Genomic DNA, 26,232 nt, shown 5'->3' with positions numbered 1-26,232 from the left:
CAACATAGCGCAGAAAATCGCTGTTTTCGCCGGCTATCTCGAAAAGATCGCCGGTGCGAAAGAAGCCCTCGGCGTCGAAGAAGGTCGCCGAGGTGCCGACCTGGTAACCGGCGAACAGCGTCGGACCTTTCAACCGCAGCTCACCGCGCCGCCCGCTCTCGGTGATGACCTCGCCGGTGTCGGTGTCCACCAGCCTGAGCTCCATCGCCTCGGCGATGACACCCCGCGCGACTCCGTTGCGCGGGAAATACCGCGAGCGGTCATGTGCGTCCGGGATTTGTTTCGGGGTGGACACCAGGCAGGTGCCTTCGTTGGAGCCGAAGAAGTTGATGACCTCGACCTTGGTCGCCGTCTCCCACGCCGCCACCACGTCACCCGCCAGCGGCGCCGCGCCGGAGCCGATCAGCCGCAACGACGTGAGGTCGAACGACTCGCGCAGCTGCTCCTCGTTCATCATCCTGGCCAGCAGGGCCGGCGCGACGATCGTGTAGGTGGCGCGCTCGTCGTCCTGGATCTGCCGCAAGTAGACGTCGGCTTCGAACGGCTGGTGCTGGACCAGCACGCAACCGGACATCAGCCACGGCAGCATCAGCCCGCCAAAGCCGGCCATGTTCACCATCGGGAACGGGTTGAGCATCACGTCCGCACTGGTCAGCTCGGCCGCGTCGTGGCAGACCCGGGCGATCGCCAGCCAGTCGTAATGACACCTCGGCACACCTTTGGGCGGCGCCTCCGTGCCCGAGGTCCAGCAGATCGAGACGCTGTCATTGGGGTCGACGGTGAGGTCGGCGAGATAGTTCCGCAAATGCGCCCGGGGGCCGGTGCGGACGGGCCAGCCGGCCCGTCGCCGCGTAGCACCAGCACCCGGCGCAGCGACGGCACCTGGGCGCTGATCGAGGACGCGACCTCCGCCAGCTTGCGGTCGCGCACCATCTCGCAGGTGATGAAGACATTCGCCTGAGTCGCCTGGCACATATGCACGAGCTCTCGCTCGCGATACTGCACCGGAAACGGCGTCAACACGGCCCCGATGCGTACCGTCGCGAGCACCGTCTGCACCAGATCCACCGAGTTGGGCAACTGCGCCGCGACCACGTCACCCTTGCCAATCCCCCGCCCGACCAACGCCGCCGCCAACCGGTCCACCGCGGCGTCCAGTTGCCGCCAGGTCCACCGCTGCGGCTTGCCGCCGGTCAGCTCGGCCTTGTTGGGAGGGTCGACCACCGCGATCCGGTCCGGCTGGGCCGCCACCTGCCGGCGGAACAGCTCGTCGATGGTGGTGTCGCCCCATGCGCCGCTCTCGCGATATCTCGCCACCAGCGCGGGTGGATGAAGGCCGGCCATCACCGGACCCCGCGGTCCGACGGTCTCTCCGGGTCCTCGGCCATCCCTGATCCGAGAACCGTCGACGGGCCGAAACCAGTCGACTCCTCGGCGGGCTGCGACACGACTGATTCCTCCCTGGAGTCCTCGACCAATGTCACCGGGCGCGTAGTTCCGCTCACCCTACGCGGCGAACTTCGATCGAGCGAGAGGCGGTCTCGGTTGGTTTCTACCCGATTGGCCGTGCTTCTGGCCGTGCTTCTGGCCGTGCTTCTGGCCGTGCTTCTGGCCGCAGTACCTGCGGCGGCGCATCCGGTCCGCGTCGCCGGGGCGCCCAAAAAACCGGGCACCCCACCGCCACGAACCTGGGCGGCCTCCGGCCGCCGCGCGGGCGGGGTTGGGATGGGTGGGGGGTCGGCATGGCTGAGTTGATGGCCGCAGTTCCTGCGGCGGCGCATCCGGTCCGCGTCGCCGGGGCGCCCAAAAACCGGGCACCCCACCGCCACGAACCTGGGCGGCCTCCGGTCGCCGCGCGGGCGGGGTTGGGTTGGGATGGGTTGGGATGGGTGTGGTCGGCATGGCGTCGAAGTATCTGCTACGGCGCGAAAATGTCGTACCCACACTGTTTTCTGGCCCCCACCCAGATCGGGTGGGGGGTGGGTTTGAGGACGCGCGCGCGAGAAAAATTTGGAGCCGGCTCCAGCTTTGCCGCTCCAGACTTGCCGGTTAGGGGCGGCCTGGTGGGTAGGACTGTGGGGGTGGTGGCTGGCGGTGGGGCGCCGGGTGTCCGGGCGGTGGGGTTGCCGGGCGTACGCCGGGAGGTGGCTGCGGGTAGCGCCCGGGCGGTGGGTACGCGGCAGGCGGTGGCGGATATCCGGGCGGCGGACCGCCGAAGCGGCCCGGTTGCCGGCCGCCCGGCGGCGAGGGGTGCGGCGGGCTGCCCTGCGGTTGACGTTGCGGCTGACCCACCGGCGGCCGCTGTGGTTGGCCGTGCGGTTGACCAGACGGCGGACCACTCGGAGGCTGGCCCGCACCCGGAGGCTGCGGGCCGGCTGGTGCGGGGACGGGACTGGGCGCTGGCTGCGGCTGGAGCGAGGTCGAGTCGGCGCCGGTTTCGACCGGGGCAACCGCGGCTCGGGCGGCGGCGGGCCGTCCTCGCGCGGAGTCAGGCCGAAGTCGTTGGCCAGCCCGGCGAGGCCGCTCCGGTAGCCCTGGCCCACCGCCCGGAACCGCCAGCCGGCGTCTCGCCGATAGAGCTCGCCGAGCACGAAGACCCGCTCGCGGCCGGCGTCCCGGGTGTCGTCGAACCGGGCCAGTTCGGCGCCACCGGCGGCATTCACGATCTGGATGTAGAGATTCGACAACTGCCCGAAATAGCCGGCGATCGCCGTACCGACCAGCGCGATCCGCTGCACCGGCGGATCCATCCCGGCGAGTGCGATCAGCAGGTTGCCGGTAGCGATCCCGTCGATGGTGGTGCTGCCGGCGTACCGGACAGTGCCCGACCGGTGCATCTTGGTCTCGGGGGTCACGAAGTCGTCGTCCGAGCGGACCTTGTTCGGGCACAGCAGCAACGCCGAGACGTGCACGTCAGGTGCGAACTCGGTGTCCTTCCAGCCGACGATCACCCGGATCGCGGCGGCCTCGACCGGCACGTTCTGACCCTTCGCGATCAGCACCAAGACACACCTCCGTCGACCGATATGTACGACCGTGGATCATCCAACACCACTCGTTCCAGGCAGCACCAAACTGTCGCCCCCACCCGGAAGTCTCGAGTTCGGGGGCGCCAAAATCCTGTGACAGGAGTGGCGGGTGAGGCGGCGGCAGATGAGCTGCCCCCGAAATCGAGCCTTCCGCACCGCGCCGACACTTTCGCGCCCCATCACCGGCAGCTGCACTAGTACCGCGGCGGTGGGTGTACGCCGGAACACCACGGATAAAAACGCACTAGGCTCGCGACGTGCGCTTTCTGAATGACGTGGTTCCGCCGTACGACCTGACCTACAACGACGTGTTCATGGTCCCGTCGCGGTCCGCGATCACGTCCCGGTTGGACGTCGACCTGCGGACCGCCGACCGGATGGGGACGACCATCCCGCTGGTGGTCGCGAACATGACCGCGATCGCCGGCCGCCGGATGGCCGAGACGGTGGCTCGCCGCGGCGGGCTCGCGGTGCTGCCACAGGACATCCCGCTGGATATCGTCAGCGAGGTCATCGCCTGGGTGAAGACTCGCCACCCGGTGTACGACACGGCTCTGACGCTGGCGCCGACGGACACCGTGGCGGCCGCGGACGGGTTGATCACCAAGCGCGCGCATGGCGCGGTGATCGTCGTCGAGGGCGACTCGCCGGTCGGCATCGTGACCGCCAGCGACCTGCGGTCGGTGGACCGCTTCACCCAGCTGGGCGCGGTGATGAGCACCGATGTGTTGACGATCGCCGCCGGTGCACCACTGGACAAGGCGTATCAGGTCCTGCACGAAGGCCGCCGCAAGGTGGCGCCGGTGGTCGACGAGCACGGCCGGCTGGTCGGAGTGCTCACCCGCCTCGGCGCGCTCCGCTCGACGATCTACCAACCGGCTGTGGACGAGAACGGCCGGCTCCGGGTGGGCGCCGCGATCGGCATCAACGGCAACGTGCCGGCCAAGGCCGCCGCGCTGTTGCAGGCCGGCGCGGACGTGATCGTGGTGGACACCGCGCACGGCCACCAGGACAAGATGATCGCCGCGCTGAAGGCGGTCCGCGCTCTCGACCCGATCGTGCCGATCGTGGCCGGCAACGTGGTCTCGGCCGAGGGCGTCAGAGACCTCGTCGAGGCCGGCGCCGACGTGGTCAAAGTGGGGGTCGGACCAGGCGCCATGTGTACGACCCGGATGATGACCGGGGTCGGCCGGCCGCAGTTCTCCGCGGTCGCCGAGTGCGCCGCGCAGGCCCGTGAGCTGGGCAGCCACGTGTGGGCCGACGGCGGCGTGCGGCATCCTCGGGACGTGGCGCTCGCGCTGGCCGCCGGCGCGTCCAACGTGATGGTCGGCTCGTGGCTGGCCGGCACGTACGAGTCGGCCGGCGATTTGCAGACCGACTCCGACGGCCGGCTTTTCAAGGTCTCGTACGGAATGGCGTCCGCGCGGGCGGTGCAGGCCAGGAACCGCGCCGAAAACGCCTTCGAACGCTCCCGCAAGGAGCTGTTCAGCGAGGGCATCAGCTCCTCGAAAATGTACCTGGACAACCAACATCCGGGCGCCGAAGACGTCATCGACGCGATCGTCGCCGGACTGCGTTCGGCTTGTACGTACGCGGGCGCCGGCAGTTTGGAGGAGTTCACCGGGCGGGCGGTGATCGGCGTGCAGTCCTCCGCCGGGTACGAAGAGGGCCGCCCGATTCCGACGAACTGGTGATGGCCGCACACCGGGGGCCTGATCAAGGCCGTCCGCGACGGCCTTGCCGCGGTCGCCGACCCGGAGAAAGCGCCCGGCATGCAGGCGTACATGAACGGTGATGCCCTATTACGGCGTCCAGTCGACACCGTTGAGACAGGTGTGCAAAGAGGTTTTCACCGAATACCCGCTCGCCGACCGTCCACAGTGGACGGAGACAGCACTTTCGCTGTGGCGCAAGGCGAAATTCCGCGAAGAAAGATATGCCGCCAGAGAACTGACCGGGTGGCGGCTTTATGCCAGCTGGCAGGACGTGCATGCGCTGCCGATGTACTTGGAAATGGTCAGCACCGGCGCGTGGTGGGACCACGTGGACGAGGTGGCGATCCGCCGGATCGGCCCGATCCACCGGGCCTACCGGGAAACGGTGACCCCGATGGTGCGGCGCTGGTCGACCGACGACGACATGTGGATCCGGCGTACGTCCATCATTTGCCAGATCGGCGCGAAAGCGAGCACCGACTACGACCTGCTCGCCGAGGTTATCGAGCCCAGCGTGGAAAGTCGGGAGTTCTTCCTGCCCAAGGCGATTGGCTGGGCGTTGCGCGACCTGGCCTGGCACGACCCGGACTGGGTGGTGTCCTATGTGGACTCGATGGGCGACCGGCTGTCCGGGCTGTCCCGCCGCGAGGCGCTGAAGAACGTGGACCGCTGAGCGATGCCCGTACGAATGAGCAGAGAGCGGTTCGAGGAACTGGTCAGCGACGCCCTCGACCAGGTGCCGGCCGAGCTGATGGACCGGCTGGAGAACGTGGTGGTGCTGGTCGAGGACGACTCGCCGGAAGGCGCCACGCTGCTCGGCCTCTACGAGGGCATCGACCTGACCCGGCGCGGCTGGGACTATGGCGCGGTGCTGCCGGACCGGATCCTGATCTTCCGCAACCCGATCCTGGCGATCAGCGACACCGAGGCGGACGTCATCAAAGAAGTCGCGATTACCGTCGTACACGAAATAGCCCATCATTTCGGCATCGACGACGCCCTGTTGCACGAGCTCGGGTGGGGCTGACTCGGTACGCCGGCGGCGCCGGTTAACGTATGGGCCAGCGAACGCCCACGGAGGAAGAACTATGCGCGGTGACATCTTCGGCAGCGACTACATGGCCCAGCCCGCCCAAGAGGCCGGGATGAGTGTCCAGAACCCGCGGTGCATCAAGTACGCCCTCAACGGTGAGTTGCTCGCCAAGCAGGGCGCAATGGTCGCCTACCGCGGCAACATCCAGATCGAGACCAAGACGCAGGGCTTCGGCAACCTGCTCAAGCGGACCCTGACCGGCGAGGGCCTGGCGTTGATGCGGTGCCACGGACAGGGCGAGATGTGGTTCGCCGACCTGGCGTACAACGTCTTCATCCTGGAGCTGGACCCGAACGACGCGCTCAGCATCAACGGCCGCAACATCCTGGTCTTCGACCCGAGCCTGCAGTACGAGATCAAGCTGATCAAGAACGCCGGCATGTTCGGCGGCGGCCTGTTCAACAGCGTCTTCACCGGCCAGGGCAAGGTCGCGGTGACCTGCCAGGGCCCGCCGGTGGTCATCCCGGTGGCGCCGAACTTCCCGGTCTTCGTGGACACCGACGCGATCATCGGCTGGTCGGCGAACCTGCAGACCAACCTGCACCGCTCGGAAAGCCTCAAGTCCTTCTTCACCGGCGGTTCGGGGGAGGCGTTCCAGTTGGTCTTCAACGGCCAGGGGTACGTGATCGTGCAGCCCTCCGAAGCACCGGACCTGCGCTCCTCGTCCGGCACCGGCAGCGGTGGCGGCGGTGCCCGCGGGATCCTGGGCAGCCTCGGCGGTTAGCCGCCGCTGTCCGGCGGGACAAGTCATCCGTCCGTACGACTGCCCAAAAGCGCGGGACTGCGCGAGAGATCTTCGACGCCGGCCGGCCAGCGGTTAAAGTGCCGAAGTGAGCGGTACACCGTTGGACATCGGGGCGTTAATCGGTGGCCGTTATCGGCTGGTCTCCCGGATCGGGGCTGGCGGGATGGGCACCGTCTGGCGTGCCCACGATGACGTACTCGACCGCGAGGTCGCCCTCAAAGAGGTGCACCTGCCGCCCGGGCTGTCCGAGTCCGAGCGGCAGGACAGCTTTCGCCGGCTGCTTCGGGAGGCCCGGCTCGGCGCCCGGCTGCACCATGCTGGGATTGTTCCGGTGCACGACGTACTCACCGCCGACGACCGGCCGTGGATCGTCATGGACCTGCTGTCCGGCCGGTCGCTGGAAGGCGTCATCAAGGAAGACGGTCCGCTGCCGCCGGATCTGGTGGCCCGGATCGGGCTGGCGCTGCTGGCCGCCCTCGAAGTGGCGCACGAAGCGGGCATCCTGCACCGTGACGTGAAACCCGCCAACGTCATCGTGGACAGCCGCGGCAACCCGACGCTGACCGACTTCGGCATCGCGTTCGAGATGAACAAGTCGTCCACCACCGCGACCGGCCATGTCATCGGCTCGCCGGCCTACATCGCGCCGGAGCGGGTACGCGGCGAGACCGCCGGCCCGCCGAGCGACCTCTACTCACTCGGCGCCACTCTCTACACCGCTGTCGAGGGCCGCCCGCCCTACACCCGGGACGGCCAGCTTGTCACGATGGCGGCCGCGGTCACCGAGGACCCGGACCCGATGCGGCTGGCCGGCTGGCTGACCCCGATCCTGCTCGGGCTGCTCGACAAGGACCCGCGGCGGCGCTGGAACGCCGATCGCTGCCGGCGCGCTTTTGAGTCGCACGGCCAGGACGGCGTCGATGGCGGCTCAGTCGGCGGCGCCATGCCCACCACTATGTCCCCGTACCCAACCCTGCCGGACGGCCGTACGCCCGGCGCCCCTCGCCCTTCGGACGCCGCGCCGGCCGGTTGGGCGCCGACCGGCCCCGCCGCCGCCTACTCCGTACCCCAGCGGCCAATACCCGAGCGGACAGTACGGGAGCGGCCAATATCCGAGCGATCAGTACGGGGCCGCGCCACTGTCTCCGGCACCGCAGTCCTCAGTTCCGCAGTCTCCTGGCCCCTACCCGTCGGGCCCGTATCCGGCGCCGTACCAGGCGGTGCCGCCGTACCGGCCGCCGGCGCCTCGGCGAAGGCGCCGCTGGATCGGCCGGACCATCGGCCTCACCATCGTGGCGGTGCTGGTCGCCGCGGACATCGGCGTCGGCTCGCACGTACCAGGATGGGTCCAGAGCCTGGGCAACATCGCCAGCGGCACCGGCCTGCAGTCGTTCTTCGTCGAATCCCCACCGGTCCCGGTGGCGGACCCGAAGTCGACCGACGTGTTCGCGATCGGCTACAGCAGTGGGGTCTCTGGTCAGACCATGTCAGTTCGCCGACTGAACCCCACCGATGGTTCGACGGTCTGGACCGGCGACAGCCTCGGCGAGATCGACCCTTATGCGGTGGTGGTGGCCGCGAACCCGGTCTCGGTCGCAGTCAGCAAGACAACGGTCCAGGCATTCAACCCGGCGACCGGCAAGGTGCTGTGGACGCAGACCCTCTCGGCCGACCTGGCTGGGTACGGTCAGAACGTCTGCGCGGCCATCGTCGGCAACCACGTCGTCGTACTCAGCAAGGATGGCAACGTCCAGGCCTTCGACCTGACCAGCGGCACCCCGACCTGGCACAAGCAGCTGTCGTCGACCCCCACCTACCTGCACGTGGCCAACGGCACGGTCGCGGTGGACGACACGGTCACCGGCGACAGCTACGGGCAGACGCTGCTGTTCTTCAACCCGGCCACCGGTGCGGCGACCCGGCTGGAACCCAAGTGTCAGCACTTCCCCGGCCAAGTCCGGCCGCAGGATGACGACTGGTTCTTCAGCGCGGACGGCAACTCGGTGATGGTGATGTTCGGGGTCAACGCCGACTGCGTCCAGGGCTACAACACCCATTCCCTTCGCAAGATCTGGGAGCACCAACCCCAACCGGTGATCGAGGCGGCCGGCCCGGACGACGTGATCGGCCGGCTCGGCGGCGTTCAGTGGGACGCCGCCGACCAGTTGTTCACCGCCGACCCCACCAGCGGCAACATCCAGTCGCTGGTCAGTCGCAAGAACGTGAAGTTCCTGCCCGTGGCATCGTGAACGGGGTCGCGATGATCGAGGTCGCGCCGACGTACGACAGCAGCAAACCCACGCTCCTGGCCGTGGACGCCAAGACCAAAAAGGTGCTGTGGGAACAGCCGAGCCGCAACCACAAGACCGAGGACGCCCAGTTGGCCGGCTTCAGCGCCGGCAACGTGCTGGTCGTCTCGTGCTCGGGGTCCGAAAGCGGCGGCGGTCCGTGCAAGTACGACCTGCTTAACCCGAGGACAGGCGCGACCATCACGTCGTCCACCGGGACCGCCGGCAGCTCCAGCCCGCGGCTGGCCAGCATCACCGGAAACGGTCAGTTCACGTACATCCTGGACAAGGATGGACACCTGGTGACCCTGGACGCCAAGACGGCGGCGGTGAAGAGCTCAATCGGGGGACGCTAGACGGGTTTGACACCGTCCCACGTACGGCAGAACCAGTCGCCGGCGGTCACCTCGACCTCGACCAGCCCAGTGTTGGGCAGGTGGTGGCGTAGTAGCGCGCGCAACGGCGAGATGCCCGGGCAGCGTTGCGGCACCGTCAGCCGGAGCGCGGCCGCATGGGACACCACGACAGCGGTCTGGCCGTCAGCCAGGCCAGCGACCACCTCGTCCAAGGCGCCGCCGAGCCGGTCCACGATCTCCCGGCCGGATTCCCCGCCGGGCCGTCGGAAATCCAGGTCGCCGTCCAGGAACCAGGTCACCGACATCTCGTCGAAGAGTTCGTGCGCTTCGTCGTCCCTACGGTCGTGCAGGTCTCCGACGAAGCCTTCCCTCAGGTCCGGGTGGACAGTGACGGAGAGGCCGTGGGACCGCGCGATCGGTTCGGCGGTCTGCTGGGCGCGGGTCATCCCGGACGCCCAGACCGCTGCGATGTCCGTACCGGCGAGCCGGTCCGCCAGCGCGGCGGCCTGCTCGCGGCCGTTGCTGGTGAGCGGCGGGCCGGGCACCGTGCAATGCAGGCTGCCGGTCACGTTGGCCTCGCTCTGCGCGTGCCCGGAAGAGCAGCAGCTGCTTCACCCGCGATCCGTAGCGCCGTCTCGGATCTGCCGCAGCCAGCCGGCCGCGTCGGCGAAGTCGGCGTCTGAGGTGCCGGGGCGGCGCGTGTACGGCGGCGACGGCTCGGCCGCCGGATAGGAGCCGAGGAAGCGTACGTCCGCGCAGATTCGCCGCAGGCCCATCACGGCCTCGCCGACCCGGTCGTCGGCGATGTGGCCGGAGCAGTCCAGCAGGAAGCAGTAACGGCCGAGCCGCTCCTTGGTCGGCCGCGACTCGATCCGGGTCAGGTTGAGGCCGCGAACGGCGAACTCGGTCAGCACCTCCAGCAACGCGCCGGCCCCCGGTCGTGCGCGATAAACGCCACCAGCGAAGTCAGGTCGTCGCCGGTCCGCTCGGCCGGCCGGCCCGGCCGAGTGACCAGCACGAAACGGGTCACCGCGGTGGAGGAGTCGCCAATGTCGTCGGCCAGCAGCTCCAGCCGCTGCCGCTCACCACCAGCACCCCCGCACAGGCCGCCGCGTCGAAGTCGCCGCGGGCCACCGCCACCGCGGCATCGGAGGTGGATGAGGTGGACCGCTGCTCGGCGTCGGGCAGATGCTTGCGCATCCAGGCGCGGACCTGGGCGAGACCATGCGGGTGGCTGGCCACCGTACGCACCGACTCCAGCTTGGTACCCGGTCGGCCGAACAGCCCGAACCGGACCTGCAACAGCAGTTCCCGGGTGATCAACAGCGGCGCCCCGTACGCGAGCTCATCCAGTGTCACGCCGACCGCGCCCTCGACCGAGTTCTCCAACGGCACCAGCGCCGCCCCCACCGCACCGGAACGAACCGCGTCCAGCGCCTCCGGCACCGTCGCGGACGGCTCGCGCACGCCGTTGCGGGCGGCTGGCAGGGTCAGCAACGCCTGCTCGGCGAACGTCCCCTCTGGACCGAGATACGTGAATCGCTGCGGCGGGACTCCAGGCACCGGATGAGCCTATCTGTTTTTCGCTCGCTCGTACGCCTGGATGCCCAGGCCGCGGTGAGCGCGCCAGCGCCACCGAAATGTCGGCGCCCCCGAGAAGGATCGACTCGGGGGCGCCACTTTCCGGTGCGAGCGGGTCAGCCGGTCCCTGTCATGTGGGCGTAGACGACCACGTTGCTGGCGGTCGACGCGTCATGCAGCGAGCCGCCGCAGGTGATGATCCGCAGTGTCGGAGCCGCGGTGGCGGCAAAGACCTTGTCGGTCGGCATCTGGTTGAGCGGATATTCGGTGATGCTGTCGACGGTGAAGACGACGGTCTTCGCGTCCGTACGGGTGACCCGGATCTCGCCGCCGGGCCGCAGCTCGGCCATCTTGGCGAACACGCCGGGTTTCTTCGCACCGGACGAGATGTAGCCGATGATGACCGTCGGGCCGGCCTGTCCGGGAGTCTTGGAGTTGCTGAACCACGCGGCTTGGGCCACTTTGGCCGGCAGCTGCAGGGTGTTCCGGGCGCTGTCGACGCCGACCGCCTGCTGCAACGCGCCGTCCACTCCGATGGCCGCGATGGTCAGGTGCGTGGGGGGCGAGTACGACAGGGTCGTGACGGCAGCGGCGGTCGAGCCGCCGGCCGGCGTACCAGCATCGCTGGCCGCCGACCGGGAGCCTGATGTCCCCGCGAACAGGGACACCAGGCCATAGCCGAACGCCGCCACGACGGCGAAGACCACGAGGGCCGCCACCACCATGGCGAAGCGTCGCCTGCGATCTAAACCGCTCATGCCCGCCGGGTACGCCGGCGAAGCACCTCGGCCGCCGCGGCAGCCCCGATCAGCAGACCACCAGCGAGCAGTGCGCCCTCCATGCCACCGTTGGTGGCGTCACCGGCGAGCGCGGTCGAGCCGCCGCCGGTCTCCGGCGCACCGGTCGGCACCTGGCTGACCTGCGAGCCGGTCCCGTTGACCGGACCGGACTGCGGGACGGTCGTCGGGCTGGAAGGGGTGAAGACGCCGGAGACGCCGCCGACCATGGTGCCGGTGCCGTTCGTGCCGCCCTGGGTGGGCAGACTCGGCAGACCGGTGACCGGAGCGGTGTGCGCGCCGCCGACGCCGTGGCACATGGTGCCCAGGTCCTCGGTGCCGCCGCCGACCGACCGACGCCGCCGACCGTGCTGCCGAGGCCCGGCAGCGAGGTCTGGGTCTCGCCGCCGAGCAACGAGTTGGTCGTCTTGTCGAGCGTCTGGCCGAGGGTGTTCACGGTGTGGCCGAGGCCGGTCACCGTGTCACCCAACGTGCCAGCGACCTCCTGTACGGGATTCGCGTGCGACTGCTTGACCTGCGCCGGGGCGACCAGATGCGTGGTCGTCTCGGTCAAGGTGCCGGTCAGACCGCCCAGTAGGGACTTGACGCTGCCCAGGATGGGCAGGTCCTCCGCGCCGTGCAGGTCCGGGTGCATGGTGTTGCCACCCAGCAGGTCACCCACCACCGGAACACCGCCGAGCAGGTCACCCAGGCCGCCAAGGCTCGGCAGGCTGGGAGCTGTCGGGGCGTTCGGCAGGAAGCCCGCGGTGGGCAGCTCCGGGAGCGACGGCAGCGTGGGCAGCGCACCCAGGCTGGGCAGCTCGGACACCACACCGCCTACCACCGTGCCCGGGTCCGGCAACGCCGGCAGGCCGGTCGCCGGCAGGTCACCGAGGCTCGGAAGCGAACCAAGACTTGGCAGATCACCCAGACTCGGCAGGCCACCCAGGCTCGGCAGGCCACCGAGGCTGGGCAGCCCCGGCAGGCTCGGCGTGCTGGGCAATACACCGGTGCCGGGCAGGCTTGGCAGCGAACCCAGCGTCGGCAGGTCGCCCAGGCTCGGCAGCGACGGAGCGGACGGCAACGAGCCGAGCTCCGGCAGACCGGGCAGCGACGGTACGGCCGGCAGCGAACCAAGCTCCGGCAGACCGGCCGCCGGCAACGCTGGCAGGCCGGGCAGCGCGCCAAGGTCCGGCTGGCTGAGCGACGGCAGGCTCGGCAGTGCCGGCAGGCCGTTCAGGCTCGGCAGGCCGTCCAGACTCGGCAACCCCGGCAGGGGCGACGAGGCGGGGGCGCTCTGCAGGGTCGGCGCACTCGGCAGCACACCCGTACCCGGCAGGCTGGGCAGGCTGGGCAGCTCCCCCAAAGTGGGCAGCGTCGGAGCCGACGGCAACGAACCCAAACTCGGCAGACTCGGCAGGGTCGGCGCGCTCGGGAGAGCACCCGTGCCCGGCAGGCTCGGCAGCGTGGGAGCGGCCGGCAGCGCACCGAGGTTCGGCAGCAGCTCGGGAGGGACCCGAGATCCGGCGTGCCCGGCAGGCTGGGCAGGCCGCCCAGGTCCGGTACGCCCGGGAGCGCCGGCTGCTGCAGTGCCGGCAGGCCTGGTGCTACCAGGTCACCGCCACCGACCGCGGGGCCGGCCTGGCCGTGCACGCCGTAGTGGCCGGCATCGGTGGTGATGTGCAGGGTCGGCTGCTGCAGGGCGGCGGCCGCCTGAGCGGAGTGCCTCGCCTGGTACGCGGCGGCGGCAGCCTTCTTGGCGGCGGCCTTGGCCGCGTCGACCGCGGACTGGTTGTGCGCGATCTGCAGTGCTTGCCCGGGGGTGGCCTTGCCACCCTGCTGGGTGAGCACGTGCACCGTACGACTGGCGGTCTGGGTCACCTGCTGGGTCGAGGAGCTGACCAGCGAGGTGACGTTGGTGGTGCTGGGAAGCTGAATCGGCGCGGCGTGAGCCACGTCCGTCAGCGTGCCGGCAGCGTCCGTGGGGGCGGTGGCATCGGCGGCGTGTGCCGCGCCAGCCCCCACTGCCACGAACCCGGCGGTCAGGATCGCTGTCTCCAGCGATCGGCGAACCCATTTGTTCACAGTTCCAAGGCCCTTCTTGTCACTTGGCATGTGGTCAAGCGCAGAGAGTCGACAACCGGTGCGCTGGCCATCGTGGACAGGCATCTCGACTCAAGGGGAAGCAACTCAGTCCGGAGAGACTGACGGCTTGGCGGTGGTATGCAAGATGAAAAGATCATCTGAACCAACCGGCCCAGCAGCTTCGAACCCCAGCCCTGACGAGCGAAGTGGATCGAGCCAGGCGCTCGAGTCCGAGCCGGAGTGGCCGGAGACGGACGCCACCATGAACGCCGGCTGCACCGGGGCGGGCCCCGGTCCGGACGGCGATCCGGACGCGCTGAGAAGCTGCGCCACGACCGGCGCTATGGCGGCGGTACGTGGCACCTGCACCGCGGCCCGGGAGGCCCGTGGCGCAGTGGGGAAAGCCAGAACTGGGGTGCCGACCGGGATCGGGTGGCCGCCGGAGTGGCCGCCGCCGATCGGCTGACCGGCCGGCGGGGCCGGGTGCCACGGCGCTGGCCACGGCAGGTCCGGGAGGCAGCACGGCAGGTGCCCGGGGTAGCCGTTCAGGATCGGCATCGGCGAGTCGCCTGGGTCGTCGACGATCGGCAGCGAGGGCGATAACGCCGCTGGCCGTACGACCGCGGCCACGATCGACCGGAGCCTATGGCCAGGCCGGCTGACCAGATCGGTCACCGAGCCGGTCAGCCCCGAGGTGAGGCCGCCCACTGAGCCAACCGCCGACGAACCGCCTCCCGAGCCACCAACAAGGCCACCGAGCAGGCCGCTGGACGGGGACGGCGTGGAGCCGGTCGTGTCCACCGCAGGCTTGTCGCCGGTGACCTTGCTGTCGGCGACCGGACTGTCAGCCGGCGCCGAACCGGCGGCCGTCGTGCTGCCGGTGACCTGGCCGACGGTTGACGAGACCGGGCCCAGAGCCGGCAGCGACGGCTGGTCCGTGGGAGCGCTCACCGCGGCGACCACGTCCGTCACCGATGTCGTCGGCTGAGTCGACACGGTGTCGGCGTACGCGACGCCGCTGTGCGAAAGGGAGGCGGCGAGCCAGAATCCGGCCGCGAGTCCGGCGACCGCGAGCGCCGCCCGTGCTGTCCGGCTGCCGCGCGCACGACACAGCGCGGTGCTGACACCGCACCGTGTCGGGCCGAGCAGATCCAGCACGTGACTCCTTTGGCACTGTTCCTTGGCGCCGCAGATTACCGGCCTGGCACTCGCAACAACAACCAAGGGCGCGTAAATCTCGTTATTTCTGCTGAGAACCGACGGTAAGTTGCGTTCTCCACACAAGACGACACTGTGCTTTTCGTGTGTCGTACGCCATCTCGTTACACATCGGCGCAGGTCAGCGGACTTTTCTAGCGAATAGTACTAATAGCGATATACCGTACAATTCGGATTCAGAGTTACATTTGCCGAAGTTATGCGTCCCGCGCCTAACTTTATGCGTACCGAACAAGGTGACCATGCCCGGAAGGGAAGCCGACAGACCATGCTCCTGAATAACCAGAACCGCCGCCAAAGCCTATGGTTCTGGCTGTGACCGCTGCACCTGCCCCTTATGCCGACAGCGAGGTCGGCCGGCTGCGCACCGTGATGCTGCACCGGCCCGGCGCGGAGCTGAAACGGCTGACCCCTCGCAACAACGACGACCTGCTGTTCGACGGGATCCCGTGGGTCGGGCGCGCGCAGGAGGAACACGATGCGTTCGCTGACGCGTTGCGCGGCCACGGCGTCGAGGTCGTCTACGTGACGGACCTGATCCGCGAGACGCTCACCGTCGCGGACGCTCGGACCGAGGTCACCGAGGCGGTGCTCGCCGATCCGCGGCTGGGCATCGGGCTCCGCCGGGCGGTCGGCGCCCTGCTGGACACCCTCGACCCGGACGCGCTGGCCGAGGTGCTGATCGCCGGGCTCGCGCACCACGAACTACGGACCGGCCGGGACACCCTCACCTACACGTTGATGGACGACCACGACTTCATCATCAACCCACTGCCGAACGTGCTGTTCACCCGCGACTCCAGCGTCTGGATCGCTGGCCAGGTCGCGGTGACCAGCTTCGCGATGCCGGCCCGGTCCAGGGAAACGACCCTGACCAGGGCGATTTACACGTACCACCCACGGTTCGCCGGCACCGAACTGGTGTACGAGCCGGAGTTCGAACACGTCGAAGGTGGGGACGTGCTGCTGCTGGCCCCTGGCGTGATCGCCGTCGGGGTCGGCGAGCGGACCACGTCGGCCGGCGCCGAGCGGCTCGCCCAGCGGGTCTTCGAGCGTGGCCTGGCGCACACCCTGCTGGTGCTGCCGATCGCCCAGGAGCGGGCCACCATGCACCTGGACACGGTTTGCACGATGGTCGACGTGGACGCGGTGGTGATGTATCCGAACATCGCCGACAGCCTCTGTGCCTACACCATGACCGCCGGTCCCGAGCCGGGCTCGGTCAGCCAGCTGAGCGGCCCGGAGCCGTTCCTGACGGCGGCCGCGAAGGCGATGCGGATCGACACCCTGCGGGTGATCGACACCGGGCTGGACCCGGTGACCGCCGAGCGCGAGCAGTGGGACGACGGCAACAACACACTCTGTATCGCGCCGCGCCTCGCGGTGGCGTACGAGCGGAACATCGAGACCAACGCGCGGCTGGAAGAGGCCGGCGTCGAAGTGGTCCGGATCGCCGGCTCGGAACTGGGCAGCGGCCGGGGCGGGCCGCGCTGTATGTCCTGCCCCATCACCCGCGACCCGCTGCCGCGGTAGCCGGCCGGACACGACCGGGGGCCGGGGATGATCACAGCGGACGCCGACGGGCGCGAGATCATCGCCGTACGACATGGGCAGAGCGAGGCCAACGCGGCCTTCGGCCTGGCCGACCGGACCGGCGTCGAGCCGGTCGGGATGCCGGACCGGGACGCCGACGTCCTGCTCACCGAGACGGGTCGGGGGCAGTCGGCCGCGCTCGGCCGCTGGCTCGGCACCCTGCCACCGTCCCGGCAGCCCCAGCTGGTCTATTGCTCGGTCTTTCGACGCGCCCAGCAGACCGCCGAGCTGGCCCTCGCGGCCCTCGCCGAGTCCGGCGGCCCGGCCGTACCAACAGTGCCCGACGAGCGGCTCCGAGACCGTGACATGGGCCAGTTCGAGCTGCTCACCGCGGCCGCGATCCGGCGCCGCTTCCCGGCCGAGTCGGCCCGCCGGGACCGGCTGGGCGACCTCTACTACCGGCCGCCAGGCGGCGAGTCGCTGGCCGATGTCGCCTTCCGCATGCGGGCCGTGCTCACGGACATCCGCCGGCGTCCGGAGCGTTGCGTCCTGCTGGTCGGCCATGACGCGGTCGTCCTGATGCTGCGTTACGTGCTGGAGGGCCTCGACGAGCGGGAGCTGCGTACGGTGATCCGCGACAACCCGGTGCGCAACACGTCGGTCACTCGCTGGCGGGACAAGGGCGACGAATGCCGGTTGGTCGACTACAACCTCTGCGACCACCTGCGCTAACGCTTAGTGACCCGGTCGCGGGCCGCGGCGCGGCTGGTCGGGGGGCGGGCTCTGGGTTCGGGGTGGGGGGGGCTGCTGGCCGGTGCCACCGCGTCGCTGCACACCCCGGCCCTGTTCGCGGGCCTTGCGAGCACGGTCGAGCAGGTCACGGGCTCGCTGGGGGCGTCGGCCGGCGGCAGCGGCGCCAGCTCGCCGGCCGGCGGTGCGGCAGCTGGCCGGGCGGCGAGCGGCGGTATCCGCGGATCGTCGGCCGGCGGCGTACCGCTGAACCTGCCTGGACGGACCGGCTGGGCCGCTTCAACGGGCTGGGCTGGGTTGATGGCCTGGGCTGAGTTGACGGGCTGGGCTGGGTTAACGGGTTGAGCTGGGCGTACGTCCGGCGGCTCGGCCTGACCCCCGGCTCCCGACGCGGCCGGCGGAGGTCCGCCAGCGGCCGGTCCAGGAGCGGCGGTGGGTGGCGACGCACTCGGCGCTGGCCCGGGGCCGACGCCAGCGGGCGGTGGTCCAGCGGGCGGTGGTCCTGAGCCGGCGGACGGGCCGCCGGCCACTGGTGGCTCCTGGCGGGCCGGCGAGCGCAGGTCGATGAGCGGACCCTCGACGATCTCGACCGGTGCCAGGTCCTCCAACGGAGTCGCTGGACGGGGTGCGACCGCCTCGGCGGGGGTGGGCTGGCCAGCCGGCGGGGGGGGGGGCTGGGCTGCTTGGCCTGCGCTGCCTCGGCCGGATCCACCGACGCGGCCGCGTTGCCACGGAACCCCGCCTTCACCGGTGGTTCGGGCTTCTCCGCCTGGCTGGCACCGGTTGGTACGGCCGCACCTGGCGCCGCGGAGTCGGTCGGCTTGGCGCGACTCCACAACCTGGCCAGCAAGGACTGCTCTTCAGCGACCTCAGCGCCTTCGACCAACCCAGCGGCACCAGCCACACCAGCACCAGCTGCCCCGGCCGCTCCAGCTCCGGCGGCACCCGCTGCCCCGGCAGCGCCCGCGCCGGTCACCCCAGCGGCGCCCGCACCCGCAACGCCGGCCACGCCAGCACCGGCCACCCCAGCACCAGCGGCTCCGGAAGCGCCAGCCGCCACGCCCGCAGAGGCCGCCGCACCTCCAGCGACAGCGGCAGCTGTTGGACCAGCCGCGACGGCTCCCCCGGCCACTGCGGCGGCACCGGCGCCCGCCGGACTCGAATAGACGATCGACTTGGCGTACGGCTGAAGCAGTGGCGCGACCTGCTGGCGATAGATCGACCCGCTGGCGACCCCCTGCGTCGCCACGCCGACGGCCGGCGCGACCGCGCCGACCCGTCGGGCGGACGAGATGGCCTCGCCGGCCTGGAAGCCGTATTGGGTGAAGAGCGCCTGCCGGGTCACGTCGGCGAAAGACTTGGCCACCGGTCGCGCGGCCGATCCACCGCCTCCGCCGCCGCCGCCAATCCGCCACAGCAACGACATGTCCGCCGCGGCCGCGCCGGTGGTCTCCAGCGAGTCGAAAACGCCCGAGAGGTAGTCGCCGACCGCTCGGCTACCCAGCCCGAGCTTGTCGATCAGCCGGCCGTCCGGGGTGCTCTCCACCCGGGGTCGCCGGCTGACCTTCCTGCCACAGCTTGCTGGACACAACAGTCGCGAAATGCTTGTTCGACAGGCGGTTGCCCTCACCCGCCGGCGCTTGCGGGTCGGCGGCCACGTACTGGCCGGTGCCCGGGTCGATGAGGTCGCCCTCCCAGAACATCCGGGCGGCACCGGTCTGGCCGGGATCGAGATTGAAGTACGCCTCACCGCGATCGACCGCGTCGATCCCCCGGGCGATCCAGCCGAGCACATCCTGCGGGCCGCTGATGGGCCGCCCGTCCGCTCGTACGCCCCGAGCCTGCAACTCGGCGATGACCTGCGCAAACGCGGCCTGCACACCTTCCGGCGTGGACAGCCGGAGACGCTCGGCGCGGGCCACCGAACGGACCGCGTCGACGATGTCGTCGAACTGGTCCGTGTGCAGCAGGTTGAGCGCGGCCCGCAGTGCTTCGACCGCCTCGGCGTCGCCCTCGGACAGGTCGAGCCCGTCGTCAGGCTCCTCGACGCCGTCGAGCGGCGCCGCAAGGGCGTCCAGCAGCTCCAGCGGCTCGGGGGCAGCCGGTTGCCGCGGGGGCTCAGGAGGTTCCGCCGCGCTCTCGGTCACCCCTCGTACGGTAGTCGTGCGAGCGCTCCGGCACGACCATCCACAAGCGGCCGATCGGCGCCATCCGCGCGGCGCATAGCCTCTTAGCGGAGGGTCATTTGGCGCAGTCGCAGGCCGTCCCGGGCGCGCCGCTCGGGAGCGGTCAGCGGCTCGTCGTTGGCCTCGGCCGTGGTCAGCGCCTCGGCGACCCTGCCCACCACTGGCTCCCAGTCGGCCGCGGTCGGCTCGCCAGGCAGGTCCCAGACGGGGATCAGCAGGCCATGCGCCCGGTACGCGCCGATGTAGCGCGAGTCGGTGCCGAGCGTGAGCTGGTCCTGCGCGTACACCCGGGACAAGGCCTGCAGCGCAGCGTCCTCCTGCCACGGCAGCACCCAGCGCAGCTGCGCCTTGCCGCCGGTCTGGCACCAGTACGCCGAGAGGTCCGGCTGCACTCGTACGGTCGGCTCCATCACCGAGTTGGCCCGCTTCATCCCACCGGTGACCTCCTCGTCCGCCGGCTCGACCGTGTTCAGCCAGAAGTCGAAGTTCGGGTGGCTCCGCACCTTCAGCGGCTCGGCCTCGATCAGGTCCTGCAGCCGGCGGCCACGGCCGGGCAGGCCGGAAAGCACCACCCGATGGTTCGGCGGCGCGGTGAGCGCCAGCTCCAGCGCCTGCGCGAGGTCACGGCTGAGGTCACCGGACCGGGCCGGGGACTGCATCGCGAGCATCCGCCGGCCGTCCGGGGTGACCAGGCCGGGCCAGGTCAGCGGCAGCACGGTGGCGAGGGTGACCTCGACGCCGGCGAGCTGCTCGCCCACCGAGTCGGTGAGGCGTACGGTCGCGGTCGCCGCGGGCACCACCTCGCGCATCGCGACCCATTCGGTCTCGGACTGCAGGCCTTCGAACGGCCGGCCAACGAAAGCGTCCTGCTCACGTTTGTCCTGAGCGCGTACGTTTCGGGCCCGGCGCTCTCGCGATGCGGTCTCTGCTCACGGCGTCGGCTCCTTTGTCGCGGCGGGGGAACCAAGCGAGCGTAGATGGACCAGAGTGGAGAGATGAAACAGGGTCAGCGACTCAGCGTGGCCGACCCGCTACCTAAGCCACCTCGAGAGGAGTGCTCTTGCGCCGCAACACGGCCCACACCGACTGGCCGGGGGCCTCGGTGTCCACTCCCCAGTCCGAGGCCAGAGTGGCCACGATGCGCAGCCCACGGCCGGTCTCGGAATCCAGCGGAGCATCCATCTGGTGCGGGAAACCGGCGGCGTCGATCGCGCCGCCGTCAGTCACGCGGAGGGTCACCTCGTGGCCCTCGTCGTTGCGGGCCAGCTCCCAAGCGATCCGGAGCACGCCGCCGGGCAGCGGGTTCGCATATCGCACGGCGTTGCCGACCAGCTCCGAGACCAGGATCTCGACATCGTCGGTGAGGTCCGCGGACACTCTGCGGGCGCCGAGCTCACGGCTCAGTTCCCGACGCACCGCGGCCGCGCTTCGCGGGTCGTGCGGCGGCATCACGGACGGATCGCAGCGTCACCGATGTCACCCTCCGTCCCGATAATCTGTAACAAATCTTCGTAGATGGTGCACACCATGTCCAGGGTTAACGGCCACATTCCCACCGAGACTGCAGCCAGCGACGACTCCACCACTCATCTAGTCATCGGCGGAGGGGTCGCTGGCGTTTCGTGTGCACGTCGATTGATTTCCGGCAATCTGTCGGTTGAGCTCCGGGAAGTACGGAAAACGCCCGGTGGTCGGATGTTTGCACCCCACCTGCACGGCCGTCCGGTCGATCTGGGTGCGTCATATTTCACCGCTCGCTATCGTGACTTTTCAGACATAGTGGCCTACTGGGTCAAGCGTGGTGTCGCCCGCCCATGGACTGACACCTTCGACGCGTACGCGCCGGGCCGGCCAGCCGAAGTAAGCGCAGGTCCGATGCGGTATGCCGCGCCAGCCGGACTACAGGCGCTCGTACAGGACCTAGCCGAAGGCCTGCCGATCGCGCTCGGCGCTCCGGTGACCCATGTCGGCCCCGGACCGACCGCGGACGGCCGCCGTTACCGGGCTGTCGTCCTCGCGATGCCGGACGCGGCGGCCGCCGAAATCCTCGACGAGTCCCTCACGGCCGAGCGCGCAGCAGTGACCGACATCACGTGGGATCCAGTGGTGGCGGTCGCCGTCGGCTACCGGGAACGCTGCTGGCCGTTCGCCAACGGCACCTTCGTCAACGACCACCCGATCCTCAGCTTCGTCGCCGACGACGGCGCCCGCCGCGGCGACTCAGCGCCAGTCCTGGTCGCGCACTCCACGGTGTCGTACGCCCGATCCGCCGCGGCCGACCCGAGCACCGACCCGGCCGGCCCGATGCTGGCGGCCCTCGCCGACCTGGGCGTCACCGGCACCCCGGACTGGATTCACACTCACCTCTGGCCGCACGCCCGGCCGGCAGGTGGACGCGGCAACGACCCCACCTATCACCTCGGCGACGCCATGATCGGCCTCTGCGGCGACTCCTGGGGCTCCCCCCGCATCGAAACCGCCTGGTCATCAGGCGCCGCCCTAGCCACCGCCCTGCTAGACCGCGGCTAACCCGCCCATCAGATCGAGACATCCACGAGTGCTTGAGCACTCACCCATTCGCGCCCCCAGCTCAATGTGAGTGAGAACTCACTCATTCGGTCTTGAAATGAGTGAGCGCTCACTCGTACTCTGTGGGCATGGACATCGAGCAGGGTCGACGCCGGGCGCCGGCGATGAGTGTTGAGGATCGCCGTGCGGCGATCGTCAAGGCGACCATGCCGCTGGTGCTGGAACACGGCGCCAACGTGACGACCAAGCAGATCGCGCAGGCCGCGGGGATCGCGGAGGGCACGGTCTTCCGGGCGTTCGACGACAAGGAAGAACTGATCCGTACGTGCGTCGCCGAGGTCTTCAAGATGGACGACGCGGTGAGCTGGATGCGGGCGATTGGCACCGAGACGCCGTTGCCGGAGCGGCTGCGCGGCGCCGGCATGGTCATGCAGGAGCAAATGGCCCGGATCGGCACCCTGATGCAGGCGCTGGCGGCCTCCGGCCATGACGTACGCAAGCACCACGACCATAAGGAGCCCAAGGAAAACGGTCCGCAGAACTTCATGCGGAACGTCACCGAGGCCGTCGCCGAGTTGCTGGAACCCGACCGGGATCAGCTGACGGTGCCACCGGACCAGCTCGCGCAGCTGTTCCTCAGCCTCGTCTTCGGCGCCCGGATGCGCTATGGCGACCAGGGGCCCACCCAAGAGCAGATCGACGCCTATCTCAACCAGACAGTCGACGTTCTTTTGTACGGCGCCTATCGCCCGAACTCTGACAAAACAGACCTCCGAGGGGGAAACAATGAATAAACCACTAATAGAAGCCATCAATGTCAGCAAGACGTTCGGCAAGGTCACCGCGCTGGACAAAGTCAGCATCGAGGTGGCGCAAGGCAGCGTGATGGGCCTTCTCGGTCACAACGGAGCCGGCAAGACCACGCTCGTCGTCAATGTCCTCACCACGATGCTGCCGCCGACCAGCGGCACCGCCCGGGTCGCCGGGTTCGACGTGACCAAGGACGGTCACCAGATCCGCTCCCGGATTGGCCTCACCGGCCAGTTCGCAGCGGTCGACGAGGAGCTGTCCGGCCGCGACAACCTGGTACTGATCGCCCGACTGCTGGGCGCCACCAAGGCGCAGGCGCGAACTCGCGCCGACGAGCTGCTGGCGATTTTCGACCTCACCGAGGCGGCGAAGCGGCTGGCGAAGACTTATTCCGGCGGCATGCGGCGGCGGCTCGACCTGTCCGCCAGTCTGGTCGGCCATCCGGACGTGATCTTCCTGGACGAGCCGACCACCGGCCTCGACCCGGCCAGCCGGGTCGGCATGTGGCAGATCGTCGAGTCGTCGAGTCGCTGGTGCAGGACGGTACGACCGTACTGCTGACCACGCAGTATCTGGACGAGGCGGACCGGCTGGCCGACTCGATCACCGTGCTGGCTGGCGGCAGGTGGTCGCGGCCGGTACGGCGGCGCAGCTGAAGTCGCAGGTCGGGCAACGGTCGGTGACCGCCACCCTGGTCGACAACAGCGAGTCCGGCCGGGCCGTCGACGTGCTCCGCCAGGCCGGTCTGGAGCCGGCCTACGACCCGAGTCGCAAGACGATCACCAGCCCGGTGACCGCCTCCGCGCAGCTGACCACCGTCGTACGAGCGCTGGACGACGCTTCGATCGAGGTCGCCGAGCTGGCGCTGGGCGAACCGACCCTGGACGACGTTTACCTCGCCCTCGCGCACTCCACCGCCACCGCGGCCTGACCATAAAGGACTTTCCTATGACAACGACACTCACCAAACCCATAGAACCGCCGGCCGCTCCCGTTCGGGAGCGCGACTGGCACGGCGCCGGCGTCGGCACCCAGATCGCGGTGTTGACCGCCCGGTCGCTGCGCAAGTTCCTCACCAACCCGCGGCTGATCATTTTCAGCCTGCTGCAGCCGCTGATCATGTTGCTGCTGTTCAGTCAGGTGTTCGGGAAGGCACTGATGGGCTCCGGGCTCACCCAGGGCGGCAGCTACATCAACTACCTGATGCCGGCGATCCTGGTGACCACCGGCATTGGCGCCTCCTTGCAGTCCGGCGTCGGGCTGGTCACCGAGATGAAGAACGGAGTGCTCGCCAGGTTCCGGTCGCTGCCGATCCGGCTTGGCACCGTGCTGGTCGCCCGCAGCATCAGCGATCTCGTACGCTCGGCCATCCAGCTGGTCATCCTGCTGATCTTCGCGGCGATCCTGTTCGGCTTCAACCCGGCCGGCGGCATCCTCGGAGTGACCGGTTCGCTGCTCTTGGCGTTGGCCGTCAGCTGGGCGCTGACCTGGGTGTTCCTCGCGATCGCGTCCTGGCTGCGGAACGAGGAGGCGATGCAGACCGTCGGCTTCCTGGCGATGTTCCCGCTGATGTTCGCCTCCAGCGCCTTCGTCCCGCTGGCCGCGCTGCCGATCTGGCTGAAGGTGGTCGCCACGATCAACCCGCTCACGTACGCGGTGGACGCGTCCCGTCACCTGTCGCTCGCGACACCGGTCGGCACCGGAGTGATCTCCGCGCTCGGCGCCAGCGCGGTGCTGGCAGTCGTCGGCATCTTGTTCGCCGTCAAGGGTTTCCGCCGCCCGGCGTAACCCTTACCTATAGATACGAGGGTGGCCCGGCGTGTTCGCAGCGCCGGGCCACCCTCTTGCGTACGACTAGATGACCTGCGGCTGGCCGGAGTCGGCGGTCATGTCACGGCCGGCGGCGGACCAGGCCTTCATCCCGCCGTCCAGGTTGACAGCGTCGTTGATGCCCTGGGACTGCAGCCACGCGACCACTCGCGACGACCGGCCGCCACCGCGGCAGGTCACCACTATCGGCTTGTCGTCGGGCAGCTCGTCCAGCCGGGCCGGCACATCGGCCATCGGGACGTGCACCGCGTTCGGGGCGTGTCCGGCCGCCCACTCGTCGTCCTCCCGGACGTCGAGCAAGTAGGCGTCCGCGGGCACCTGGTCGACCGTGATACTGGGAACCGAGTTCGCCGCGTTCGGCTGCACCGGGTCACCACCTCCATCGTGAATCTCCGTCGCACCGGGTCTCAGTGTGACGTCCCTGCGGTCCAGCATGACTGATACGCCATGAGCAGCAACAACAACCCTGGCATGAGCTATCGCACAGTGGCGCCATGGCCGAGTCAGCGGTGCGCGTACCGACCCGGCTGAGCGGCCGCTGGCCGGCACTGGAGCGGCAAGTCGCGGACTCCGGGCACGTTTGTCCGTCGATCGAGTACACATTCGTTCCAAAATCAGGGAAATCAGGCGATCGGACCATGCAGTACGGTGAAGGGCACATCACCATTGCCGTGGGAGGACCGAAAGCATGCTGCCGGAGCGGATGGCCGGCTGTCTGCTCGCCGGCGCGGTAGGTGACGCGCTCGGCGCCCCCATCGAATTCCTGTCTATTCAAGGCATTCGGCAGCGGTACGGGCCGGCCGGGTTGACCAGTTACGCGCCGGCGTACGGGCGGACCGGTGGGGCGATCACCGACGACACCCAGATGACCTTGTTTACCCTCGAGGGCCTGTTGTTGGCCGGTCCGGAAGGCGACCAGGTCGAGGCGGTCCGACAGGCCTACCTGCGCTGGCTGGAAACCCAGGGCGGCCCGCCGGCCGAGCCGGCCGGCCGGTTGCTGGGGATCGCCGACCTGCATTCGTTGCGGGCGCCCGGAAACACCTGTCTGTCAGCGCTGCGGGCGACCGTGGCCGGCGGGCCGACCGGCACGGTGGCGGACCCGATCAACGACTCCAAAGGCTGCGGCGGCGTGATGCGGGCCGCGCCGGCCGGGTTCGTCAGCGGCGATTTGCGGCGCGCTTTCGCGCTTTGCAGCGAGATCGCCGCACTGACTCACGGCCACCCGTCCGGTTACCTGCCCGCCGGCGTACTCGCAGCGGTGGTGAGCCAGGTCCTGTACGCGCGGACGCTTCGCTGCCGGATGCGCTGGAAGCCGCCGCGGCCGAGCTGAGCCGCTGGCCGAAGCACGAGGAGACGACCGCCGCCCTGGCGGCTGGCATCGCGCTGGCCACCGCCGGCCGGCCGACGCCAGAGCTGCTGGAGAGCCTCGGCGGCGGCTGGACCGGCGAGGAGGCGCTGGCGATCGCGGTCTGTGCCGCGCTAGCCGGTGACGACCTGCGGGACGCGCTGCTGCTGGCGGTGAACCACTCCGGCGACGCCGACTCCACCGGCGCACTCTGCGGCAACCTGCTGGGCGCCGTGGCCGGTACGGCCGCGATTCCGGCGCAGTGGCTAGCGGACCTGGAGATGCGGGACGTGATGCAAGACCTGGCGGCGGACGCGGCTCGTACGTTCAGCTGGTGAGGCCGAGCAGCTCGCGCATCCGTGC

At 69.7% G+C, this 26,232-nt stretch carries 27 protein-coding genes and 4 pseudogenes; 16 read left to right on the top strand and 15 right to left on the bottom strand.

Going from position 1 to position 26,232, the window contains the following annotated elements; all coding sequences use genetic code 11:
- Positions 1-163: 163 nt before the first annotated feature.
- The 3 genes and pseudogenes from GNX96_RS63555 to GNX96_RS14935 form a co-directional block, all read right to left on the bottom strand.
- Positions 164-769: pseudogene (locus GNX96_RS63555) on the bottom strand (AMP-binding protein); the annotation flags it as partial.
- Complete coding sequence (locus tag GNX96_RS14940; protein ID WP_163568634.1) at positions 652-1,344, bottom strand: AMP-binding protein; 693 nt, start codon at positions 1,342-1,344, stop codon at positions 652-654. The pseudogene GNX96_RS63555 and the gene GNX96_RS14940, both read right to left, overlap by 118 nt.
- The gene (locus tag GNX96_RS14935) at positions 1,344-3,002 is read right to left on the bottom strand and encodes a TerD family protein (protein WP_163568546.1); all 1,659 of its coding nucleotides are present in this window, start codon (positions 3,000-3,002) and stop codon (positions 1,344-1,346) included. The genes GNX96_RS14940 and GNX96_RS14935 overlap by 1 nt, the downstream gene beginning before the upstream one ends.
- A gap of 284 nt (positions 3,003-3,286) precedes the next feature.
- Between GNX96_RS14935 and GNX96_RS14930 the strand changes: the two genes are divergently transcribed.
- The 7 genes and pseudogenes from GNX96_RS14930 (at position 3,287) to GNX96_RS14900 (ending at position 9,226) form a co-directional block, all read left to right on the top strand.
- Positions 3,287-4,723: a GuaB1 family IMP dehydrogenase-related protein gene (locus GNX96_RS14930; protein ID WP_163568545.1), complete on the top strand. Its 1,437-nt coding sequence runs from the start codon at positions 3,287-3,289 to the stop codon at positions 4,721-4,723.
- A gap of 100 nt (positions 4,724-4,823) precedes the next feature.
- Positions 4,824-5,417, top strand: a complete 594-nt coding sequence (locus GNX96_RS14925) for a DNA alkylation repair protein (RefSeq protein WP_279580395.1) — start codon at positions 4,824-4,826, stop codon at positions 5,415-5,417.
- A gap of 3 nt (positions 5,418-5,420) precedes the next feature.
- Positions 5,421-5,771 (top strand): metallopeptidase family protein, encoded by a 351-nt coding sequence (locus GNX96_RS14920; protein ID WP_163568544.1) that lies wholly within the window; start codon positions 5,421-5,423, stop codon positions 5,769-5,771.
- A gap of 61 nt (positions 5,772-5,832) precedes the next feature.
- The gene (locus GNX96_RS14915) at positions 5,833-6,561 is read left to right on the top strand and encodes an AIM24 family protein (RefSeq protein WP_163568543.1); all 729 of its coding nucleotides are present in this window, start codon (positions 5,833-5,835) and stop codon (positions 6,559-6,561) included.
- A gap of 184 nt (positions 6,562-6,745) precedes the next feature.
- Positions 6,746-7,405: pseudogene (locus GNX96_RS63550) on the top strand (serine/threonine-protein kinase); the annotation flags it as partial.
- Between the two features lie 397 nt (positions 7,406-7,802).
- Positions 7,803-8,831, top strand: coding sequence for an outer membrane protein assembly factor BamB family protein (locus GNX96_RS14905; protein WP_163568542.1), 1,029 nt, complete (start codon positions 7,803-7,805; stop codon positions 8,829-8,831).
- Positions 8,828-9,226, top strand: a complete 399-nt coding sequence (locus GNX96_RS14900; RefSeq protein ID WP_279580392.1) for a hypothetical protein — start codon at positions 8,828-8,830, stop codon at positions 9,224-9,226. Before GNX96_RS14905 ends, GNX96_RS14900 begins: the two co-directional genes overlap by 4 nt.
- On the opposite strand, the pseudogene GNX96_RS14895 reads toward GNX96_RS14900, so the two are convergent.
- The 7 genes and pseudogenes from GNX96_RS14895 to GNX96_RS14875 all read right to left on the bottom strand — a co-directional run.
- Positions 9,223-9,804 (bottom strand): annotated as a pseudogene (locus tag GNX96_RS14895) (histidine phosphatase family protein); the annotation flags it as partial. The gene GNX96_RS14900 and the pseudogene GNX96_RS14895 overlap by 4 nt on opposite strands.
- Before the next feature lie 33 nt (positions 9,805-9,837).
- Complete coding sequence (locus GNX96_RS51945) at positions 9,838-10,140, bottom strand: hypothetical protein (protein WP_279580391.1); 303 nt, start codon at positions 10,138-10,140, stop codon at positions 9,838-9,840.
- Positions 10,134-10,256, bottom strand: coding sequence for a hypothetical protein (locus tag GNX96_RS51940; protein ID WP_279580390.1), 123 nt, complete (start codon positions 10,254-10,256; stop codon positions 10,134-10,136). Before GNX96_RS51940 ends, GNX96_RS51945 begins: the two co-directional genes overlap by 7 nt.
- A complete protein-coding gene (locus GNX96_RS51935) occupies positions 10,253-10,789 on the bottom strand; it encodes a prephenate dehydratase domain-containing protein (RefSeq protein WP_279580389.1) in 537 nt (178 codons plus the stop codon). Before GNX96_RS51935 ends, GNX96_RS51940 begins: the two co-directional genes overlap by 4 nt.
- Positions 10,790-10,923: 134 nt before the next feature.
- Complete coding sequence (locus GNX96_RS14885) at positions 10,924-11,565, bottom strand: sortase domain-containing protein (protein ID WP_279580388.1); 642 nt, start codon at positions 11,563-11,565, stop codon at positions 10,924-10,926.
- Between the two features lie 49 nt (positions 11,566-11,614).
- On the bottom strand, positions 11,615-12,949 hold the full coding sequence (locus GNX96_RS14880) for a hypothetical protein (protein WP_163568538.1): 1,335 nt from the start codon (positions 12,947-12,949) through the stop codon (positions 11,615-11,617).
- 824 nt (positions 12,950-13,773) lie between these two features.
- Positions 13,774-14,826, bottom strand: coding sequence for a hypothetical protein (locus GNX96_RS14875; RefSeq protein WP_163568537.1), 1,053 nt, complete (start codon positions 14,824-14,826; stop codon positions 13,774-13,776).
- Between the two features lie 363 nt (positions 14,827-15,189).
- Here GNX96_RS14875 and GNX96_RS14870 point away from each other — a divergent pair, with 363 nt between their 5' ends.
- Positions 15,190-16,419, top strand: coding sequence for an arginine deiminase (locus tag GNX96_RS14870; RefSeq protein WP_163568536.1), 1,230 nt, complete (start codon positions 15,190-15,192; stop codon positions 16,417-16,419).
- 27 nt (positions 16,420-16,446) lie between these two features.
- Positions 16,447-17,151 carry a histidine phosphatase family protein gene (locus GNX96_RS14865; RefSeq protein ID WP_163568535.1) on the top strand — a complete coding sequence of 235 codons (705 nt, stop codon included), beginning with the start codon at positions 16,447-16,449 and terminating at the stop codon, positions 17,149-17,151.
- A 145-nt stretch (positions 17,152-17,296) separates the two neighbouring features.
- On the opposite strand, the gene GNX96_RS14860 is transcribed toward GNX96_RS14865, so the two are convergent.
- From GNX96_RS14860 to GNX96_RS14845, 4 genes are all read right to left on the bottom strand, one after another.
- Positions 17,297-18,715 carry a PAT1 family protein gene (locus GNX96_RS14860; RefSeq protein ID WP_163568520.1) on the bottom strand — a complete coding sequence of 473 codons (1,419 nt, stop codon included), beginning with the start codon at positions 18,713-18,715 and terminating at the stop codon, positions 17,297-17,299.
- On the bottom strand, positions 18,666-19,316 hold the full coding sequence (locus tag GNX96_RS14855; RefSeq protein WP_163568534.1) for a hypothetical protein: 651 nt from the start codon (positions 19,314-19,316) through the stop codon (positions 18,666-18,668). The genes GNX96_RS14860 and GNX96_RS14855 overlap by 50 nt, the downstream gene beginning before the upstream one ends.
- An 83-nt stretch (positions 19,317-19,399) precedes the next feature.
- Positions 19,400-20,191 carry a DUF5926 family protein gene (locus GNX96_RS14850; RefSeq protein ID WP_279580449.1) on the bottom strand — a complete coding sequence of 264 codons (792 nt, stop codon included), beginning with the start codon at positions 20,189-20,191 and terminating at the stop codon, positions 19,400-19,402.
- A 199-nt stretch (positions 20,192-20,390) separates the two neighbouring features.
- Positions 20,391-20,804, bottom strand: coding sequence for an ATP-binding protein (locus GNX96_RS14845; RefSeq protein WP_163568533.1), 414 nt, complete (start codon positions 20,802-20,804; stop codon positions 20,391-20,393).
- A gap of 66 nt (positions 20,805-20,870) precedes the next feature.
- On the opposite strand from GNX96_RS14845, the gene GNX96_RS14840 reads away from it, so the two are divergent.
- The 6 genes from GNX96_RS14840 (at position 20,871) to GNX96_RS14825 (ending at position 24,482) form a co-directional block, all read left to right on the top strand.
- The gene (locus GNX96_RS14840) at positions 20,871-21,884 is read left to right on the top strand and encodes an NAD(P)/FAD-dependent oxidoreductase (protein ID WP_313885675.1); all 1,014 of its coding nucleotides are present in this window, start codon (positions 20,871-20,873) and stop codon (positions 21,882-21,884) included.
- A gap of 128 nt (positions 21,885-22,012) precedes the next feature.
- Entirely contained in the window at positions 22,013-22,678 is a 666-nt protein-coding gene (locus tag GNX96_RS14835) for a TetR/AcrR family transcriptional regulator (RefSeq protein WP_163568531.1), read from the top strand.
- On the top strand, positions 22,671-23,255 hold the full coding sequence (locus GNX96_RS51930; RefSeq protein ID WP_279580387.1) for an ABC transporter ATP-binding protein: 585 nt from the start codon (positions 22,671-22,673) through the stop codon (positions 23,253-23,255). Before GNX96_RS14835 ends, GNX96_RS51930 begins: the two co-directional genes overlap by 8 nt.
- Positions 23,228-23,350, top strand: coding sequence for a hypothetical protein (locus GNX96_RS51925; RefSeq protein WP_279580386.1), 123 nt, complete (start codon positions 23,228-23,230; stop codon positions 23,348-23,350). The genes GNX96_RS51930 and GNX96_RS51925 overlap by 28 nt, the downstream gene beginning before the upstream one ends.
- Positions 23,320-23,625, top strand: coding sequence for a hypothetical protein (locus tag GNX96_RS51920; protein ID WP_279580385.1), 306 nt, complete (start codon positions 23,320-23,322; stop codon positions 23,623-23,625). Before GNX96_RS51925 ends, GNX96_RS51920 begins: the two co-directional genes overlap by 31 nt.
- Before the next feature lie 17 nt (positions 23,626-23,642).
- Positions 23,643-24,482 carry an ABC transporter permease gene (locus tag GNX96_RS14825; RefSeq protein WP_163568530.1) on the top strand — a complete coding sequence of 280 codons (840 nt, stop codon included), beginning with the start codon at positions 23,643-23,645 and terminating at the stop codon, positions 24,480-24,482.
- Between the two features lie 66 nt (positions 24,483-24,548).
- Here GNX96_RS14825 and GNX96_RS14820 read toward each other — a convergent pair whose 3' ends face one another.
- Positions 24,549-24,890, bottom strand: coding sequence for a rhodanese-like domain-containing protein (locus tag GNX96_RS14820; RefSeq protein WP_279580384.1), 342 nt, complete (start codon positions 24,888-24,890; stop codon positions 24,549-24,551).
- 322 nt (positions 24,891-25,212) lie between these two features.
- Between GNX96_RS14820 and GNX96_RS63545 the strand changes: the two are divergent.
- Positions 25,213-26,207 (top strand): annotated as a pseudogene (locus GNX96_RS63545) (ADP-ribosylglycohydrolase family protein).
- Positions 26,208-26,232 lie beyond the last annotated feature (25 nt).

The organism is Fodinicola feengrottensis, from assembly GCF_010993775.1.
Lineage (GTDB): Bacteria > Actinomycetota > Actinomycetes > Mycobacteriales > HKI-0501 > Fodinicola > Fodinicola feengrottensis.
Note: the sequence above shows the minus strand (reverse complement) of the source record. Positions and strands in the feature narration are given on the sequence as shown.

What these genes read in the sequence shown, in the direction of transcription:
- GNX96_RS14940 (WP_163568634.1), bottom strand. Translation starts at nt 1,344, where the DNA reads ATGGCCGGCCTTCATCCACCCGCGCTGGTGGCGAGATATCGCGAGAGC.
- GNX96_RS14925 (WP_279580395.1), top strand. Translation starts at nt 4,824, where the DNA reads ATGCCCTATTACGGCGTCCAGTCGACACCGTTGAGACAGGTGTGCAAA.
- GNX96_RS14920 (WP_163568544.1), top strand. Translation starts at nt 5,421, where the DNA reads ATGCCCGTACGAATGAGCAGAGAGCGGTTCGAGGAACTGGTCAGCGAC.
- GNX96_RS14915 (WP_163568543.1), top strand. Translation starts at nt 5,833, where the DNA reads ATGCGCGGTGACATCTTCGGCAGCGACTACATGGCCCAGCCCGCCCAA.
- GNX96_RS14885 (WP_279580388.1), bottom strand. Translation starts at nt 11,565, where the DNA reads ATGAGCGGTTTAGATCGCAGGCGACGCTTCGCCATGGTGGTGGCGGCC.
- GNX96_RS14870 (WP_163568536.1), top strand. Translation starts at nt 15,190, where the DNA reads ATGGTTCTGGCTGTGACCGCTGCACCTGCCCCTTATGCCGACAGCGAG.
- GNX96_RS14865 (WP_163568535.1), top strand. Translation starts at nt 16,447, where the DNA reads ATGATCACAGCGGACGCCGACGGGCGCGAGATCATCGCCGTACGACAT.
- GNX96_RS14845 (WP_163568533.1), bottom strand. Translation starts at nt 20,804, where the DNA reads ATGCCGCCGCACGACCCGCGAAGCGCGGCCGCGGTGCGTCGGGAACTG.
- GNX96_RS14840 (WP_313885675.1), top strand. Translation starts at nt 20,871, where the DNA reads ATGGTGCACACCATGTCCAGGGTTAACGGCCACATTCCCACCGAGACT.
- GNX96_RS14835 (WP_163568531.1), top strand. Translation starts at nt 22,013, where the DNA reads ATGGACATCGAGCAGGGTCGACGCCGGGCGCCGGCGATGAGTGTTGAG.
- GNX96_RS51930 (WP_279580387.1), top strand. Translation starts at nt 22,671, where the DNA reads ATGAATAAACCACTAATAGAAGCCATCAATGTCAGCAAGACGTTCGGC.
- GNX96_RS14825 (WP_163568530.1), top strand. Translation starts at nt 23,643, where the DNA reads ATGACAACGACACTCACCAAACCCATAGAACCGCCGGCCGCTCCCGTT.